Source organism: Lutibacter sp. A64 (assembly GCF_022429565.1).
In the GTDB taxonomy this organism is placed as follows: Bacteria; Bacteroidota; Bacteroidia; order Flavobacteriales; family Flavobacteriaceae; genus Lutibacter.
Genome location: NZ_CP092487.1, coordinates 2,561,719 through 2,579,724 on the forward strand (window position 1 = coordinate 2,561,719; position 18,006 = coordinate 2,579,724).

The following is an 18,006-nucleotide window of genomic DNA, read 5'->3' on the forward strand; positions in this document are numbered from 1 at the left end:
GTTATGGGAGTAAAAGAAAAATTACATAATTTCAGAGAAAAGAACAAGGATAAAAAATGGCTTCCAGCCTTTTCCGCTTTTCACACATTTTTATATACACCTAATGAAACAACACATTCAGGTGGGCACGTAAGAGCTGCAGACGATTTAAAAAGAACAATGAACATGGTAGTATTAGCTATGATTCCTTGTTTAATTTTTGGAATGTTTAATACCGGATACCAACATTACCTTGCTTTTGGTGAGGCTGTTGATTTCTTATCTTGGGATGCATTTTTAGTTGGTTTAACCAAAATTCTTCCTTTAGTAATTGTATCATACGTTGTTGGTTTAGGAGTTGAATTTATTTTCGCAATTATTAAAGGCCACGAAGTTGAAGAAGGTTACTTAGTAACTGGAATGCTTGTTCCTTTAATTGTTCCTGTAGATATTCCTTTATGGATGCTAGCAGTAGCAGTTATTTTTGGTGTAGTAATTGGTAAAGAAGTTTTTGGAGGTACTGGAATGAATATTCTAAACCCTGCTTTAACAATTCGTGCATTTTTATTCTTTGCATATCCAACTTGGATGAGTGGAGATAAAGTTTGGGTACACGGTGCAACAGAAAGAGCTAACGATATTATTGGAGGTGCCAATTTAGATGCCATTTCTGGAGAAACAATATTAGGAGGTTTAGCCCAAGGGCACCAAGCTGCCTATTCAATTTCAGATATGTTCTTCGGTTTTATACCTGGTTCGGTTGGTGAAACATCTACCCTATTAATTTTATTGGCAGGTTTATTTCTAATATTTACCAAAATTGCAAGTTGGAGAATAATGCTATCTGCAGTAATTGGAGCATTGGTTATGGGCTTAATATTTAACGGTGTTACTAATGCAGAATTAATTACAGAAAGCAGCAAATTCTATACCTTAATGAGTACCGAGTTCTGGCATCATTTATTAATTGGTGGATTTGCATTTGGTGTTGTATTTATGGCAACCGATCCTGTAACTGCTTCACAAACAAATAAAGGTAAATGGATTTATGGTTTCTTAATTGGTTTTATTTCAATTATGATTCGAGTATTTAATCCTGCTTATCCAGAAGGTGTAATGTTAGCCATTTTATTAATGAATGTATTTGCGCCAACTATTGATCATTACGTTGTTCAAGGAAATGTAAAAAGAAGATTGAAACGTTTAAAAGCAAAAACAGCATAACAATGGCAAAAAATACTGATAGTAACGTATATACAGTTTTGTTCGCAACAGGAATGGTTCTTGTTGTAGGAACATTATTAGCGTTTTTAGCATCGTCATTAAGTGATAAAATAGCTGAAAACAAAAGAATTGAAAAGCAACAAAACATATTATATGCAATGGGCATTAACAATAACGACGAAAGTAGCGTTGAGTTTGTGGCTAAAAATATAGTTGGAGAAGAATTTAACAAATACATTACTAAACAATTAGTAATAGAAGGTGTTAATGCTACCGAAAATGACAATGCTTATTTAATTGATATTAAAAAAGAAGAAGCTTTAGCAAAAGACAAAAGCTACCAAAGAAAATTACCTCTATTTATTGGAAACAAGGAAGGAGAACAATTTTACATTGTACCTGTTAGAGGTAAAGGTTTATGGGATGCTATTTGGGGTTATGTTGCTTTAGATAAAGAACTAGTGGTACAAGGTGTATTTTTTGACCATGCTGGTGAAACTCCTGGATTAGGTTCTAACATTAAAGAACGCTTCTTTATGGATGATTTTATTGGTGAGCATATTTTAGATGGTGATACATTTATGGGTATAACTGCCGCTAAAGGTAATGCAGATCCAAAAAACTTAAACAAAACAGATTTTGAAGTAGATGCAATTGCAGGAGCAACTATTACAGGTGACGGTCTTTCAGCAATGTTAAAAAAAGACTTGAAAATGTATCTACCTTATTTAAAAACATTAAAGCAATAATTTATGGGACTTTTATCAAAAAAAGACGCAAAATTAATAACCGATCCATTAGCTGATAACAACCCTATTACTATTCAAGTTTTAGGTATATGTTCTGCTTTAGCAATTACTGCAGAATTAAAAGCTTCAATCGTAATGGCTATAGCCGTTATGTTTGTATTAGGACTAGGAAACGTAGTAATTTCGTTAATGCGAAATATAATTCCTTCAAAAATTAGAATTATTGTACAGCTAATTGTAGTTGCAACTTTAGTAATTATAGTAGATTTAGTTTTAAAAGCTTTTGCTTACGAATTAAGTAAAACATTATCTGTTTTTGTAGGGTTAATTATTACAAACTGTATTATTATGGGGCGTTTTGAAGCTTTTGCTTTAGCAAACGGACCTTGGAGATCTTTATTAGACGGAATCGGAAACTCTTTAGGATATGGAATAATATTAGTTATAGTAGGTTTTTTTAGAGAGCTTTTAGGATCTGGAACTTTATTAGGTTTTAAAGTTTTAGGAGATTCTATTGAAAAAACAGGAGTATATGCTTATGGTTACGAAAACAACGGTTTTATGTTGTTAGCTCCAATGGCACTTATTACTGTTGGAATTATTATTTGGGTACAACGCTCAAGAAATGAATCATTAATTGAAGAAAATTAAAATTAGTTTAAAGTAAGACAACAGTTTGCAGTAAAATGCTAACTGATTTCTGAAACTGAAAACTAAAAACTAAAAATATATGGAACACATAGAATTAATTTTTAAGTCAATATTTGTTGATAATATGGTATTCGCAACATTCCTTGGAATGTGTTCATACCTAGCAGTATCTAAAAAAGTTTCAACAGCAGTAGGATTAGGAGCAGCCGTTATATTTGTAATGGCAATTACAGTTCCTTTAAACTGGTTGTTAGATAAATATATTTTACAAGATGGTGCATTAGCTTGGTTAGGCCCTGAGTATGCTTCTTACGATTTAAGTTTCTTATCTTTTATACTATTTATTGCTACAATTGCAACAATGGTACAATTAGTAGAAATAATTGTTGAGAAATTCTCTCCATCATTGTACAATTCATTAGGTATATTTTTACCATTAATTGCAGTAAACTGTGCAATTTTAGGAGGTTCATTATTTATGCAGTCTCGTGAAATTCAAACTATAGGATTAGCTTTTAATTATGGAATAAGTTCAGGAATAGGATGGTTTTTAGCAATTTTAGCTATTGCAGCTATCCGTGAAAAAATTAGATACTCAAATGTACCTGCTCCTCTTAGAGGCTTAGGAATTACATTTATAATAACAGGTCTAATGGCAATTGGATTTATGAGTTTTGGTGGAATGTTAACAGGTGGTGATGCTGAGGAAACTACAGAAGAAACCGCTATAGTAACTCCAGAACAAAACAATACCCTAGAAATTACAAAAGAAGAAGCTACTAAATTAGCTAAAAACGAAACAGAAATTAAAGAGTAATATGATGATCTTAGCAATAAATACCATAGGTACAATTGTAGCAACTGTAGTAGCTTTCTTAGTAATAACACTATTATTAGTTGCATTATTACTGTATGTAAAACAAAAATTATCACCTTCTGGACCTGTTAAAATAAAAATTAATGGTGAAAAAGAAGTTGAAGTAGCTTCTGGAAGTTCTTTATTAACAACTTTAGGAAATTCAAAAATATTTTTACCATCAGCTTGCGGTGGTGGTGGAACTTGTCTTCAATGTGAATGCCACGTGCTTTCAGGTGGTGGTGAAGCATTGCCTACTGAAACTCCTCACTTTACACGTAAAGAATTAAAAGAAGGAGCTCGTTTAGCTTGTCAAGTAAAAGTTAAACAAGACATGGATATTACTATTCCTGAAGAAGTATTTGGAATTAAAAAATGGGAAGCTACCGTTGTTAGAAATTACAACGTAGCATCATTTATTAAAGAATTTGTTGTTGAAATTCCAGAAGATATGGATTACAAAGCAGGTGGATATATCCAAATTGAGATTCCAGAATGTGAAGTAGACTTTAAAGATATAGATATTACTGCTCACCCAGAAGAACACGAAACTCCAGACAAATTTCAAGTTGAATGGGATAAATTCGGTTTATGGGGTTTAAAAATGAAAAATACAGAATTAGTAGAACGTGCTTATTCTATGGCTTCTTACCCTGCTGAAGGAAGAGAAATTATGTTAAATGTACGTATTGCTACACCGCCTTGGGATAGAGCTAAAAATGCATGGATGGATGTAAACCCAGGTATTGCATCATCATACATTTTCTCTCGTAAAAAAGGTGATAAAGTAACTATTTCTGGACCTTATGGTGAGTTCTTTATCAATGAATCTGATGCTGAAATGTTATATGTTGGTGGTGGTGCTGGTATGGCTCCAATGCGTTCTCACTTATACCACTTATTTAAAACATTAAAAACAAATAGAAAAGTTACATATTGGTACGGTGGACGTTCTAAACGTGAGTTATTTTACTTAGAACACTTCTATGAGTTAGAAAAAGAATTCCCTAACTTTAAATTCTATTTAGTATTGTCTGAACCTGCACCTGAAGATAATTGGGTAAATAAAAAAGATACAGACGATCCAAATGGAGATGGATTTACCGGATTCGTACATCAAGCAGTTATAGATGAATATTTATCTAAACACGAAGCTCCAGAAGATTTAGAATTATACTTCTGTGGACCTCCATTAATGAACAAAGCAGTTCAAAAAATGGGTGAAGACTTTGGTTTAGCCGATGAAAATATAAGATTTGATGACTTTGGAGGATAGACTCTAAGTTTTTATCATTCCTGTTCAGGCAGGAAGGCATTTTCAAATAAATTAAATATAAACTTAAAAAATCCGGTACATTAGTATCGGATTTTTTATTAGATATAAAACTAGTTAGATTTACTTTAGTAAAAAGAGATTAATTATAAAATGAACAGACCACTTACAAAACAAGAACAACATAATTTAGCAATGAATATTGTTGGAAAAGATTTAGAAAAACGAGGCTTCGAATTTCTAGCTGTAAATAGCCAATTAAAAAGAAACCCACAGTTTGTTTGTATTGATAAAAATAACCAACGTTTTTTTGTAATTGTTAAAGCAGCTCAGATTACTAATACACCAATAACTTATGATGTAATTTGGATGGAAACATTTAAGCTACATGCCTCAAAAAACAAAGCTAAAATATTATTTGCTGGTGTTGGCTTAGGATCTAAAAAAGATGGCACAAAACCCCCTTATTTAAACTCAGAATACTTATTACAATATAATGGGTTACAATACTTAGATATTACCTTAAATTAACGCAAATAAGTAAATTTATTTGTAATAATTATAGTTAAAGCAACTTATAATAAACACCATAAAAAAACACGCCAATGGCGTGTTTTTTTATGTTAATAAATTATTTTACTCTTATTCTTAATTTACTTTTTGCTCTAATAGATCAAAAAATTGTTCTAATTGTGGCATTAATACAATACGAGTTCTTCTATTTCTAGCTCTCCCCTCTACAGTATCATTAGTTGCTAAAGGTTTGTATTCACTTCTACCAGCTGCAATTAAACGCTCAGGTACAATATTAAAGTCGTTTTGAAGCACTCTAATAACAGAAGTAGCACGTTTAACACTTAAATCCCAGTTATCTTTAATACCTGCAGTACTAATTGGTTTATTATCAGTATAACCTTCAACCATAACTTCTAAATCTTTTTGAGCAGAAATTACGTCAGCAACTTTACCTAACACTCTTTTTGCATCAGAAGAAATTGTTGCACTTCCACTTTTAAATAATAATTTATCAGCTATTGAAATATAAACTACTGTTTTTTCAACATCTACTTGAATGTCTTCATCAGCAAATCCATCTTTTAAGACACTTTTTAATTGGAAACCTAAAGCTAAATTAATTGAATCTTTACGGGTCATAGCTTTTTGCACATGTTGAATGTACTCATCTTTTTTACCCATTTGTGCTAACGTTTCTTTAATATTATCTGACGCAGACTTAGATAATACTGTTAAATTGTCAACATATTCTAATGTTTTTTCTTTGTCGCTTCTTAAATCTTGAACTTGTTGTTCTAACGAAGCCACTTTACTTTCACTTTCAATTCTACATTTCATCAAATCAGCCTTAGTATCGACTAATTCTTTGTCTGTTGAATTGAAATTTTCCTCTAATTCTGTGTATTTTTTCTTAGACACACACGAACTTAACACTACTGATATTACTAATATCAATACAAAACTTTTTTTCATAATTTACACGGTTTTAAAACTCAAAGTTAAAAAAAATAAAATATAATTCACCATGATATAGTATATTTTAAGAGGAATTTAAGAGAATTTTAAATACTATATTTGTACACCTAAACTTTAGTATCTTTTATATGAAAAATTATATGATTTTTGTCATTTTTACACTATTTATAGCTTGTAAAAAAGAACAAACAAAAATAAAGTCATTACAAGGAAATGCCATAGGAACCGCATATTCTATAAAATATATTTCTCCAGAGAATTTAAATTTTGAATTAAAGATTGATAGTATTATTAACATTGTAAATAAATCAACTTCAACTTATATTCCTAGTTCAGATATTTCTAAAATAAACCATGGTGATACTACAATAGTAGTAGATGCTATTTTTGAAGAAGTATTTAAAAAATCTGAAAAAATATACAATGAAACAAATGGTGATTTTGACCCAACAGTAGGTATTTTGGTAAATGCTTGGGGTTTTGGACCAGAAAAAAAAATAAACAACCTAGATTCACTTAAAATAGATTCGCTCTTAAACTATGTTGGATTTAATAAAGTAGCTCTTATTAACAAAAAGGTAAAAAAGTTATATCCTGAAATTTATTTTGATTTTAACGCTATTGGTAAAGGATATTTGGTTGATATGGTTGCAAGAGAATTTGAAGCCGTCAATATTAAAAATTATATGGTAGAAATTGGAGGTGAAATTAGAGTTAGAGGTAAAAATCAACATAACGAATTTTGGAAAATTGCAATAGAAAATCCAAATGAAGATGGCACTAGATCCTTTGCTAAAGTAATTCAATTAAAAAATGAAGCTATGGCAACTTCGGGTAATTATAGAAAATATAGAATAGCCGAAAATGGTAAAAAATATGTACACACTATTAATGCAAAAACAGGTTATGCTAACGAAAGTAATTTATTAAGTGCATCTGTAATTGCTAAAACTGATTGTGCAGATGTTGATGGCTATGCAACTGCTTTAATGGCTATGGGTTTAGAAAAATCAAAAGCATTTTTAGAAAAGCACACCAACCTAAAAGCCTTTTTAATTTATGCAAATGAAAATCATGAAATTAAAACATATACCTCCCCTAATTTTGAGAAATAAAATAGCCATAGTATAACCTATTTAAATTACAATAATACCTGTTGTGCATTTTGACAAAAATGCGTCAATTCGAGTGAATTTTAGCCTTTTTAGGCTTAAAATTAGTATTGAAAATGGTATTTTTATAGAACTATAATGGTTCTCGATACGATTTATTATCAAAAATCACTCGAACTGACGCTAATACACGAGTAAATAATCAAAATGCACATCGGGTTAATAATAATTTAACAAATTGTCCACTTACTTGGTTGTAAAATTTATGTTATTATTTTTTACAATATTTAATATTCTCATTATAATTTTATAACATTAGAAAATCTTTACGATAAACCTTCATTCATATTTTCGCTCTAAACTAATTAAACAATTTAGAAAATATGAAAAAACATTCTACAAGAAATATTCTTTTATTGATATTTTCAATGATATGGATAACAGGATTTTCTCAAACTCTAATTAAAGGAAAAGTCGTTGATGAGACTAATTTACCTTTACCAGGAGCATCTATCATTTTAAAGGATTCTAACAAAGGAGTTATAACAAACTTTGATGGTGATTTCTTTGTTGAAACAACTAAAACCAAAGAAACACTTATAGTTTCTTATATGGGTTATAAAACACAAGAAGTAAATTTTACCGGAAAAAATAACCTAACAATTGTTATGGTTGCAGATGCTCAAAGTTTGAATGAAATTGTAGTTACAGCCTTAGGAATTTCAAGAGAAGAAAAAAAAATAGGGTATGCAACACAACAAATTAAAACAGAAATAATTGAAGAAGTAACAACACCTAACGTTGGTAATTTATTTACTGGTCAAGTAGCCGGACTTACTGTTAATAATCCAACGGGGCTTTTTCAAAGTCCTTCTTTTTCATTACGAGGAAAAACACCATTAATTGTTATTGATGGTATTGCAGTAGAAACAGACTTTTTTGATGTTTCTGCAAATGACATCGAAAATATTAATGTTTTAAAAGGAACAACAGCCTCTGCATTATATGGATCAAGGGGTAGAAATGGAGCCATTTTAATAACTACCAAAAATGCAACTTCTGAAGGTTTAGAAGTTTCTATAACGCATAACACAATGGTTTCGGCAGGTTTTACTGTATACCCAGAAACACAAACAGAATATGGAAATGGGTCTAACGGAAAATATGAGTTTTGGGACGGTAAAGATGGAGGTATTTCTGATGGAGATATGATTTGGGGTCCAAAATTTGAAGATGGAGTATTAGTATCTCAATGGAATAGCCCTATTTATGATAATGTTACTGGTGAAACCACTCCTTGGTGGGGCGATGTTTCGGGTACACAATATGACGATAAATCTCGTTACTCCAGAGTACCAACACCTTGGGAATACCATGATAATTTAGGTGATTTTTTAGGAACTGGATTTATTTCATCAACAGATTTTTCTATAGCAAGTAAATCTGAAAAAAGTTCTTTTAGATTGTCTGGTAACTATTCTAACCAAAAAGATAGAGTACCTAATTCAGAATTAAAATCAGGTGGATTAAGCTTTAAAAGCACTACACATTTAACTGATAAATTAACATTAGATAGTAAGTTATCCTATAACAAAGTTTATTCGCCTAACTATCCACGTCATGGCTATGGTCCAAAAAATCATATGTATACCATTCTTATTTGGATGGGAGACGATGTAAACGGACAAGAATTAAAAGAACATATGTACGTACCAGGGCAAGAAGGATATAGACAAGCAAACTGGAATTATGCCTGGTATAATAATGTATATTTTGCAGCAAACGAGCTTAATCAAAAATATGATGCAAATCTAGTTAACGCACAATTAAAATTAGACTACAAAATAACTGAAGATTTTAATATTCAAGCTAGAGGTTCTGCGGTTTTAAAAAATATTTTTGAAGATCGCCAAAGTCCAAAAACATACTTAAATTATGGAGATGCCAGAGAAGGAGACTATAAAACATGGAATAGTGATAGACTAACTGTAGATTATGATGTTTTAGCTTCTTATAATAAAGACATAAATGAAGATATTTCTTTTGATATAAATGCAGGAGCATCTACATATTACAGAAAATACCAAAGTGAATATAATTCTACAGATGGTTTAATTGTTCCTTTTGTTTATAGTTTAAATAATACGCAAGGAAATTTAAATGCAAGTACATATTACCAAGAAAAAGCTACAAATAGTGTTTATGCTACATTAGGAGTAGATTTATACAATGCTGTCTTTTTAACTTTTGCAGCAAGAAACGACTGGTCTTCAACATTACCAAAAGAAAATAGATCGTATTTTTATCCATCAGCAACCTTAAGTACAATTGTTTCAAATTATTTAGAATTACCAGAAGCAATAGACTATTTTAAATTTTTTGGTTCTTGGGCAAAAGTTTCAAGTGATTTAAGTCCATACCAAACTGAAGCTTTTTACACAAATAACAGTGTTTTTGGCGGAAATGTAAAGCTTCAATATCCTAATGGTTTAGTAAATCCAGATATTAATCCAGAGAGCTCTACTTCTTTTGAATTAGGGACATCTATGGCTTTCTTAAAAAAGAAATTTAGTTTAGATCTTACTTACTATAATGTAGTAGATTCTAATCAAATAATAAACTTACCAATATCTAATACTTCTGGTTTTGAAAGCCGTAAAGTAAACGGAAACGAATACACTACTAATGGTGTAGAAGTTGTTTTAAATACAACACCAATACGCACTAATAATTTTAGATGGGATATTGCAACAAACTGGAGTAGAAAAGTAAAAAAAATTACAGAAATCTATGGTGGTGAAGACAGTTATGGAAATTTAAAACTTAACGAAAGAGCAGATAGTTATTATGCAACTGTTTGGCAAAAATCTGCTGACGGTGATTTAATCCTAGGAAGTAACGGATTACCTATTAAAGATAACTTTCAACAAAACCTAGGACATACCGATCCAAGTTGGACATTAGGTCTTCAAAATAATTTTAAATTTAAAAATTTAACCGTAAATGTTGGTATAGACGGTGTTTGGGGCGGGTTAATACGCTCTTTAACTGTTGAAAAAATGTGGTGGGGTGGAAAGCATCCAAACTCAACAGAGTATAGAGATGAAGAATATGCTGCAGGCGTGCCTGTTTATGTTCCTAAAGGTGTAAATATAACAAGTGGTGAATTAATTACTGATATAGATGGAACTGTAATTTCTGACACCAGACAATATCAAGAAAATACTACAGCTGTTAACTGGCAAACTTGGTCTCAAAACTATCCATATAGAGCTGCAGTTACTTATAAAGAAAATAAAAAGTTTGCAAACATTTTTAACCGTAGCTTCTTTAAATTACGTACACTTTCTTTTAAATACGACTTCACAGAAATGGCAAATATAGAAGGAATCAAAAATTTAGATGTAACACTTAGTGGTTATAATTTATTAATGTGGAAAAAGGCAGATATTATTGACCCAGATTTTGGTAACGATGACAATTTGCAAGATCCATCAACAAGATATATAGGGCTTGGTGTTAATGTTAAATTTTAGAAATAAAAATAAAATGAAAAAAATAGGAATTTTAATAGGATTACTAATTTTGATTAGCGTTACAGCTTGCCAAGATTTATCAGAAATAAATGAAAACCCAAACAATGTTAGCGAAACGCATCCACAATTGTTACTAACAAATATAGCCAGCAGTGCTTTTCAGTTACAAGGAACAAGTCCAATGTATGCTGCTCGTATGCTAGTGCAAACCGATGGAGAAAATACAAGCCAATATTACAATTGGGATAGAGCTAGTTTTGGAGACTACAACATGCTTAGCGAAGTTACCAAAATGATTCAAGAAGGAGAAAGAATAAATGCTGATGAATATATAGCACTAGGTAAATTTTTTAGAGCATTTTACTTTTTCAATTTAACTCTTACATTTGGAGATATACCATACAGTGAAGCTCTACAAGGCGAACTAAACGCTAATTATACACCTAAATATGACACTCAAAAAGATGTTTTTATAGGTATTTTAAATGAATTGTCAGAAGCTAACACTATTTTAGAAGGTAATACAAATATTATTGCTGGTGATATAATTTATAATGGTAATACAACACAATGGCAAAAATTAATCAACAGTTTTCGCTTAAAAGTTTTAATTACATTATCAAAAAAAGTAAATGATTCAGATTTAGATATTATAAATTCATTTGCTAATATTTATACAAACAACCCAATAATGAAATCTAATGACGATAATGGTCAGTTAGTATTCTTAGATCAAGAAGGTAGTAGGTATTCTTCTTTTAATTCAAGTGGATATGGATCAGGAATGTATATGTCATCTACTTTTATTAAAATGTTACAAGATCGTAAAGACCCAAGACTTTTTGCATATTGCGGTCAAACAAAAAATGCTAAAGAAGCCGGTAAAGAAATAAATGATTTTACAGCATACGAAGGTGGAGACCCTTTAGCCCCTTATGCCGAAGTTAATCTAAAAGCAGCAGCAGGAGATGTATCTAAAGTAAATTTAAGATACTCTACAGACCCAACAGCAGAGCCTCATAATTTATTAAGCTATGCCGAATTAGAATTTATTTTAGCAGAAGCCGCAGTAAGAGGATGGATAAGCACTGATAGCAAAACTCATTATGAAAATGGAATAAAAGCTTCTTTTGAATTCTATAATACCTACGCAAAATCTTTTGAAAATTATTTTAACACATCTGCAGTTAACACATATTTATCAGAAAATCTTGTGATGTATAATAATAATTCTTCTTTAGAAGATAATTTAAATTTAATTTTAACTCAAAAATACATAATTTCATTTCACCAATCTGGATGGAGAATGTATTTTGACAATTTGAGAACTGGATATCCAAATTTTGTACATAATGACAGTGATACACCACCAACCAGATGGGTTTACCCAACTTCAGAATACCAAGAAAACACACAAAATGTTTCTGAAGCAATTAAGACTCAATTTGGAGAAGGCAACGATCAAATACGAAAAATAACTTGGTGGTTAAAATAAACCATTGTAGTTTACATACACCACTTTTAAAAGTAATACAAAACCTTGAAAACTTAATTTTCAAGGTTTTACAACTAACATAAAATTATGAAAACTAATAAATTGTTTTACTTTTTCATCTTAATTTGCTTTAATTTAACTGCACAAATAGATGAAATAAAAATTGAAATTGAGCCTTATTTACAAGATGCAACTCCATCTTCTATAATAATAATGTGGCAAACAAATAAAAATGAAGAGAGTATTGTTGAATGGGGGCTTACACCTAAATTAGGCGAAAAAACCGAAGGAATTGCTTATGATGTAAATTTTACTGAAGCAAGAATTCATGAAGTTACTTTAAAAAACTTAGAACGCTTTACCAACTATTATTACAGAGTAAAAACAGGAAATACAACTTCAGATATTTTTCAATTTAAAACTCCACCTTTTGCAACCGATAACAAATCTTTTAAAATTGTTGCAATGAGTGATATGCAATACGACCATAATCAACCAGATAAATTTAACGAGATTATTAATGATGGTGTTTTAAAATTTTTAAAAACTGAGTTTAAAGATAGTTTGCCAGATAACTTAGCATTAGTCATGATTCCTGGAGATTTAGTTGAAAATGGATCAAAATACTATCAATGGAAAGATCACTTTTTTAAGCCTTCAGAAAAACTATTTAGCAATGTTCCTGTATATCCTGTATTAGGAAACCATGAAAGAAACTCACTTTATTATTTTAAATATTTTAGCCTTCCTAAAAATGGTAGTCCAGAATATGCCGAACATTGGTGGTATAAAGATTATGGAAATACACGAATTATTGGATTAGATTCTAACGATGGATACAGAAATTCTAGAGAACAATATAATTGGTTAAAAGATTTGCTAAACAAAACTGCAAAAAATAATGATATTGATTTTGTTTTTGCTCAATTACACCATCCTCATAAATCTGAACTATGGATTCCTGGGGAAGAAGATTTTACTGGAAAAGTAGTTGATTTATTAGAGAAATTTAGTACTGAAACAGGCAAGCCAAGTATTCACTTTTTTGGACATACTCACGGATATTCTAGAGGACAATCTAAAGATCATAAACATTTATGGGTTAATGTTGCAAGTGCCGGAGGTGCTATAGATAATTGGGGAGAATTTGAAGGTAGAGATTATGATGAATTTACAGTTACGCAAGATGAATATGGATTTGTAATGGTTGAAGTTGATGCTAATAAAAACAATCCTAAATTTACTTTGAAAAGAGTTAGTAGAGGAAATACTAAAGAATTTAAAAATAATATAATTACAGACAGTATTACTATTTTTAAAAATGAAAAGAAACCACAGACTCCAGAGGCTATTACCCCTAATAACTTAACAATGCCAATAACTGGAGTAGTTTTAAAAGCAAATAACTTTAAAAGCTCTCTTAATAAAGCATTTCACGCAGCATCTAACTGGCAAGTGTCAACAGATTTAGAGTTTAAATCAATAGTATACGATAGTTGGAAACAATTTGAAAATTGGTACTATAAAGAAAATAGACAAGAAAAAGATGATTTAACCGATGAAGAAATTGAAAAACGCTTAACTAATAATACTACTTATTATTGGAGAGTACGCTATAGAGACCAACACTTAAATTGGAGTAATTGGTCTAAAACTGCTACATTTAAAACAATGCAATCTAAAGAAAATTAAAACGCTTTATAAGAACTTACAATACTATTAATACTTTAGAAAAAAGAGACCGTCTAAAAATCTAGAAACCCGTCATTCTGAACTTGATTCAGAACCTTATCTTACAGATAATCAATAAACATAAGAACCTGAATTCGAAGACTCACGAATTCCATATTATAAAATGTGAAATAGATGAGTAAATAAATGCAGGTTGACGAAAATTCAACTTTTTAGACAGTCTCTTTTTTATTTACTACAAACTGGTAAAATTTCTCCTTTTACCAAACAATATTTTGTAATTAATTCTGGTGAAATTGTTTTAGAATAGTCAACCTCTTCTACACTAAAACCAGTAGTTCTTAAACGCTCAAAATAATCTCTTCCATAAACACGCACGTGATCATATTGACCAAAATGTTTTGCACGTTCTTCGGGTGAAGTTATAGAAAAATCTTCGTATGTTTCGGCTAAATTTAAATCTTGTGGGATTTGAAAAATACCTAATCCTCCAGGTTTTAAAACACGGTACAATTCGCTCATTGCTTTTGCATCGTCTGGAATATGTTCTAATACATGGTTGCAAAAAACAACATCAAAAGAATTTGCTTCAAAAGGTAAATCGCAAATATCTGCTTTTACATCTGCAATAGGAGAATATAAATCGGCAGTAATATACTCTAAATTGGTTTGTTTTTTAAAACGTTTTAAAAAGCATTGTTCAGGTGCAATATGTAGAACCTTTTTAGGTTTTGTAAAAAAATCTGTTTCACTTTTTAAATACAGCCATAATAATCTATGTCGCTCTAAAGAAAGTGTGCTTGGAGAAAGTGCATTTAAACGCTGTTCTCCATAACCATATGGTAACATTTTTCTAAAACTTTTACCATCAATAGGATCTGTATAATTACTACCTTTTAAATAAATTGCAACCAACGGAGCCACCCAATAACTAACTTTTATTAGTATTGGACGTGGAACAGCATTCAAAAAAAACTTAAAAAGCTTCGTTAACATGTAGTTGGTTTATATTTATTCTTTATTTTAAAATTAAACAACTAACGGCACTTCTCTAAATGCATCTTCTTCATTGCTTTCTATACCTAATTCTTTATAAATATATTTAAAGGTAGAAAGTAATTCTGGCTTACCATTTACAATAGCCACATCATGTTCAAAATGTGCACTTGGTTTGTTATCTCTAGTTAAAATTGTCCAACCATCACTTAATTGGTTAATTCTATGAGTTCCTAAATTAATCATCGGTTCAATAGCAACTACCATACCTTCAACAAACTTTTTACCTCTTCCTCTTTTACCATAATTAGGCATTTCTGGATCTTCGTGCATTTTTTTCCCTACGCCATGACCTACTAATTCTCTAACAACACCATAACCTCTTTCTTCGCAATAATTTTGAATTGCATAACCTACATCTCCTACTCTATTTCCAGCTTTAAACGCTGCAATACCTTTATATAAGCTTTCTTTAGTAACTTCTAATAGTTTTTTAGTTTCTGGGGCAACTTCGCCTACTTCAAAAGTATAAGCATGGTCTCCGTAAAAACCATTTTTTAACGCACCACAATCTATTGAAATAATATCACCATCAACTAATGGTTTATCGTTTGGTATTCCATGAACAACTTGTGCATTCGGACTCATACAAAGTGTATTTGGAAAATCGTATAATCCTAAAAACCCAGGTATGGCACCTTGATCTCTTATAAATTCTTCAGCTATTTTATCTAAAAACAACGTTGTTACTCCTGGTTTTACTTCTTTTGCTAATAAACCTAAAGTTTTAGACACTATTAATGCACTTTCTCGCATTAATTCAATTTCTTCTCGTGTTTTAATTAATATCATTTTTAATTGTAAATTAATTTCTGCAAAGGTAAATCAAAAAAAGAAAATATATCAACAGAGCTCGAAATATAAATAAATTAAAGATTCATCAAAAAAAGTGATATTTAACAGTCTTTTTTTATTATATCCTTAGTAAATTTACAACATCACTTTTAAATATATATTATGTATAAAGCAGTTTCAGCTGAAGAAGCAGTAAAAATTATAAAACCTAACAATCGAGTATATATTCAAGCAGCTGCATCAGCATCTCAATTATTAATTAATGCAATGTCGGCTAGACACGAAGAATTAAGAAATGTTGAAGTTTGCCATTTACATATTGAAGGAGATGCTCCGTATGCCAACCCAATTTATAAAGATAGCTTTCATGTAAATTCGTTATTTATTGGCAAAAATGTACGTCATACTTTAAAAGCCGGAAATGGATCTTATACTCCCGTATTTTTAAGTGAAGTACCTAATTTATTTAAAAGAAATGTATTACCAGTTGATGTTGCGTTAATTCAAGTTTCAACACCAGACAAACACGGTTATTGTTCTTTAGGCGTCTCTGTTGAGGCTATTTTATCTGTAATTGCCAACGCCAAACATGTTATTGCACATATAAACGATCAAATGCCAAGAGTTCATGGAGAAGGCTTAATTCATATTTCTGAAATAAACACATTTGTTGAACATAGCACTCCTATTCACGAATTTCATATGCCAACACCAACTAAAATTGAAAATAAAATAGGTGATTATATTGCAGAACTAATTGAAGATAGAAGTACTTTACAAATGGGTATTGGTTCTATTCCAAATGCTGTATTACACCGTTTAGGAAACCACAAAGATTTAGGATTACATACCGAAATGTTTTCTGATGGTGTAATTGACTTAATTTTAAAAGATGTTATAAACGGTAATTATAAAGGAATTAATGCAGGTAGAGCACTAACAACATTTTTAGGTGGCTCTAAACGTTTATACGATTATGTTGACGACAATCCTTTTATTGAAATGAGATCTTGTGATTATACAAATAATATTTCAAACATTAGACAAAACCCTAAAATGGTTGCCATAAATTCAGCCATTGAAGTAGATTTAACAGGGCAAATTTGTGCTGACTCTATTGGTGCAGACATCTACTCTGGTGTGGGAGGACAAATGGATTTTATTAGAGGTGCTTCTTTAAGTGAAGGTGGAAAAGCAATTATTGCACTACCTTCAACAACCAATAAAGGTGTTAGTAGAATTGTTCCTTTTTTAAACAAAGGTGCAGGGGTAGTAACCACTAGAGCACACGCACAATACGTAGTAACCGAATACGGAGTTGCTAATTTATATGGTAAAACCATAAAACAACGTGTTGCAGAATTAGTGAAAATTGCACATCCAGATTTTAGAGAAGACATGGAACGCACCTATTTTGAAGCTACAAAATAAAATTAAACCAAATTTTAGTTATCTAAATTCGTTAACTTATTTAAACCAATACTATAGGTAATAAAAAAACGAATTTAGATATATAAAAAATTATACTATTTTTTTTACGCTATTATTCTCTAATTGATATTTTTCACCACTTTCTATACAGGTTGCAAAACCTTGTTTATTAAACTCGAGTCTATGTCCATATTCACTAATCCAACCAATTTGACTTGAAGGGTTTCCAACTACCAAAGCATAAGGAAGCACTTCTTTAGTAACAACTGCTCCAGCTCCAATAAAAGCGAATTCTCCAATATTATTACCACAAACAATTGTTGCATTTGCACCAATACTAGCTCCTTTTTTAACTATTGTTTGTTGATATTCTCCTCGTCTAATTATTGCACTTCTCGGATTAATTACATTGGTAAAAACCATTGAAGGCCCCAAAAAAACATCATCTTCACATATTACACCTGAATAAATAGAAACATTATTTTGAACTTTTACATTTTTACCCAAAATTACATTTGGCGAAACCACAACATTCTGACCTAAATTACAATTTTTCCCAATTTTACAATTAGACATTATATGACTAAAATGCCAAATTTTGGTTCCAGCTCCTATTTCACAATCAGCATCAATTATTGCGGTTTCATGTACAAAATAATTATCCAT

Annotated in this window: 15 protein-coding genes; 11 read left to right on the plus strand and 4 right to left on the minus strand. The window is 30.6% G+C overall.

The annotated features are described in order from the left end of the window. Positions 1 to 3 precede the first annotated feature (3 nt). From MKD41_RS10360 to MKD41_RS10385, 6 genes are all read left to right on the plus strand, one after another. Entirely contained in the window at positions 4 to 1,203 is a 1,200-nt protein-coding gene (locus MKD41_RS10360; RefSeq protein WP_240242221.1) for an NADH:ubiquinone reductase (Na(+)-transporting) subunit B, read from the plus strand. 2 nt (positions 1,204 to 1,205) lie between these two features. Then, positions 1,206 to 1,952 carry a Na(+)-translocating NADH-quinone reductase subunit C gene (locus MKD41_RS10365; RefSeq protein ID WP_240242222.1) on the plus strand — a complete coding sequence of 249 codons (747 nt, stop codon included), beginning with the start codon at positions 1,206 to 1,208 and terminating at the stop codon, positions 1,950 to 1,952. A gap of 3 nt (positions 1,953 to 1,955) precedes the next feature. Next, entirely contained in the window at positions 1,956 to 2,603 is a 648-nt protein-coding gene (locus MKD41_RS10370; protein ID WP_240242223.1) for an NADH:ubiquinone reductase (Na(+)-transporting) subunit D, read from the plus strand. A 79-nt stretch (positions 2,604 to 2,682) separates the two neighbouring features. Further along, positions 2,683 to 3,420 carry an NADH:ubiquinone reductase (Na(+)-transporting) subunit E gene (gene nqrE / locus MKD41_RS10375; RefSeq protein WP_240242224.1) on the plus strand — a complete coding sequence of 246 codons (738 nt, stop codon included), beginning with the start codon at positions 2,683 to 2,685 and terminating at the stop codon, positions 3,418 to 3,420. A gap of 4 nt (positions 3,421 to 3,424) precedes the next feature. After that, positions 3,425 to 4,735, plus strand: a complete 1,311-nt coding sequence (gene nqrF / locus MKD41_RS10380; protein WP_240242225.1) for an NADH:ubiquinone reductase (Na(+)-transporting) subunit F — start codon at positions 3,425 to 3,427, stop codon at positions 4,733 to 4,735. A gap of 150 nt (positions 4,736 to 4,885) precedes the next feature. Next, entirely contained in the window at positions 4,886 to 5,263 is a 378-nt protein-coding gene (locus MKD41_RS10385) for a Na(+)-translocating NADH-quinone reductase subunit F (RefSeq protein WP_240242226.1), read from the plus strand. Positions 5,264 to 5,380: 117 nt separating this feature from the next. Here MKD41_RS10385 and MKD41_RS10390 read toward each other — a convergent pair whose 3' ends face one another. Then, positions 5,381 to 6,220, minus strand: a complete 840-nt coding sequence (locus MKD41_RS10390; protein ID WP_240242227.1) for an OmpA/MotB family protein — start codon at positions 6,218 to 6,220, stop codon at positions 5,381 to 5,383. Positions 6,221 to 6,363: 143 nt separating this feature from the next. Between MKD41_RS10390 and MKD41_RS10395 the strand changes: the two genes are divergently transcribed. From MKD41_RS10395 to MKD41_RS10410, 4 genes are all read left to right on the plus strand, one after another. After that, entirely contained in the window at positions 6,364 to 7,338 is a 975-nt protein-coding gene (locus MKD41_RS10395; RefSeq protein WP_240242228.1) for an FAD:protein FMN transferase, read from the plus strand. 380 nt (positions 7,339 to 7,718) lie between these two features. Beyond that, positions 7,719 to 10,871 (plus strand): SusC/RagA family TonB-linked outer membrane protein, encoded by a 3,153-nt coding sequence (locus MKD41_RS10400; protein ID WP_240242229.1) that lies wholly within the window; start codon positions 7,719 to 7,721, stop codon positions 10,869 to 10,871. Between the two features lie 13 nt (positions 10,872 to 10,884). After that, positions 10,885 to 12,366 (plus strand): SusD/RagB family nutrient-binding outer membrane lipoprotein, encoded by a 1,482-nt coding sequence (locus MKD41_RS10405; protein ID WP_240242230.1) that lies wholly within the window; start codon positions 10,885 to 10,887, stop codon positions 12,364 to 12,366. 87 nt (positions 12,367 to 12,453) lie between these two features. Next, positions 12,454 to 14,058: a purple acid phosphatase family protein gene (locus MKD41_RS10410; protein ID WP_240242231.1), complete on the plus strand. Its 1,605-nt coding sequence runs from the start codon at positions 12,454 to 12,456 to the stop codon at positions 14,056 to 14,058. Between the two features lie 228 nt (positions 14,059 to 14,286). Here the strand turns inward: MKD41_RS10410 and MKD41_RS10415 are convergent, their stop codons facing one another. Both MKD41_RS10415 and map read right to left on the minus strand, forming a co-directional pair. Next, entirely contained in the window at positions 14,287 to 15,054 is a 768-nt protein-coding gene (locus tag MKD41_RS10415) for a class I SAM-dependent methyltransferase (protein WP_240242232.1), read from the minus strand. A gap of 33 nt (positions 15,055 to 15,087) precedes the next feature. Beyond that, positions 15,088 to 15,906 carry a type I methionyl aminopeptidase gene (gene map, locus MKD41_RS10420; RefSeq protein ID WP_240242233.1) on the minus strand — a complete coding sequence of 273 codons (819 nt, stop codon included), beginning with the start codon at positions 15,904 to 15,906 and terminating at the stop codon, positions 15,088 to 15,090. A gap of 165 nt (positions 15,907 to 16,071) precedes the next feature. Between map and MKD41_RS10425 the strand changes: the two genes are divergently transcribed. Further along, on the plus strand, positions 16,072 to 17,340 hold the full coding sequence (locus tag MKD41_RS10425) for an acetyl-CoA hydrolase/transferase family protein (protein WP_240242234.1): 1,269 nt from the start codon (positions 16,072 to 16,074) through the stop codon (positions 17,338 to 17,340). A gap of 90 nt (positions 17,341 to 17,430) precedes the next feature. On the opposite strand, the gene MKD41_RS10430 is transcribed toward MKD41_RS10425, so the two are convergent. After that, positions 17,431 to 18,006: an acyltransferase gene (locus MKD41_RS10430; RefSeq protein ID WP_240242235.1), complete on the minus strand. Its 576-nt coding sequence runs from the start codon at positions 18,004 to 18,006 to the stop codon at positions 17,431 to 17,433.

Excerpts from the sequence above, each read along its gene's own strand:
- MKD41_RS10405 (WP_240242230.1), top strand. The coding sequence starts at position 10,885 with ATGAAAAAAATAGGAATTTTAATAGGATTACTAATTTTGATTAGCGTT.
- nqrF (WP_240242225.1), top strand. The coding sequence starts at position 3,425 with ATGATCTTAGCAATAAATACCATAGGTACAATTGTAGCAACTGTAGTA.
- MKD41_RS10430 (WP_240242235.1), bottom strand. The coding sequence starts at position 18,006 with ATGGATAATTATTTTGTACATGAAACCGCAATAATTGATGCTGATTGT.
- nqrE (WP_240242224.1), top strand. The coding sequence starts at position 2,683 with ATGGAACACATAGAATTAATTTTTAAGTCAATATTTGTTGATAATATG.
- MKD41_RS10395 (WP_240242228.1), top strand. The coding sequence starts at position 6,364 with ATGATTTTTGTCATTTTTACACTATTTATAGCTTGTAAAAAAGAACAA.
- MKD41_RS10410 (WP_240242231.1), top strand. The coding sequence starts at position 12,454 with ATGAAAACTAATAAATTGTTTTACTTTTTCATCTTAATTTGCTTTAAT.
- MKD41_RS10385 (WP_240242226.1), top strand. The coding sequence starts at position 4,886 with ATGAACAGACCACTTACAAAACAAGAACAACATAATTTAGCAATGAAT.
- MKD41_RS10400 (WP_240242229.1), top strand. The coding sequence starts at position 7,719 with ATGAAAAAACATTCTACAAGAAATATTCTTTTATTGATATTTTCAATG.
- MKD41_RS10370 (WP_240242223.1), top strand. The coding sequence starts at position 1,956 with ATGGGACTTTTATCAAAAAAAGACGCAAAATTAATAACCGATCCATTA.
- MKD41_RS10365 (WP_240242222.1), top strand. The coding sequence starts at position 1,206 with ATGGCAAAAAATACTGATAGTAACGTATATACAGTTTTGTTCGCAACA.
- MKD41_RS10425 (WP_240242234.1), top strand. The coding sequence starts at position 16,072 with ATGTATAAAGCAGTTTCAGCTGAAGAAGCAGTAAAAATTATAAAACCT.
- map (WP_240242233.1), bottom strand. The coding sequence starts at position 15,906 with ATGATATTAATTAAAACACGAGAAGAAATTGAATTAATGCGAGAAAGT.
- MKD41_RS10390 (WP_240242227.1), bottom strand. The coding sequence starts at position 6,220 with ATGAAAAAAAGTTTTGTATTGATATTAGTAATATCAGTAGTGTTAAGT.
- MKD41_RS10415 (WP_240242232.1), bottom strand. The coding sequence starts at position 15,054 with ATGTTAACGAAGCTTTTTAAGTTTTTTTTGAATGCTGTTCCACGTCCA.
- MKD41_RS10360 (WP_240242221.1), top strand. The coding sequence starts at position 4 with ATGGGAGTAAAAGAAAAATTACATAATTTCAGAGAAAAGAACAAGGAT.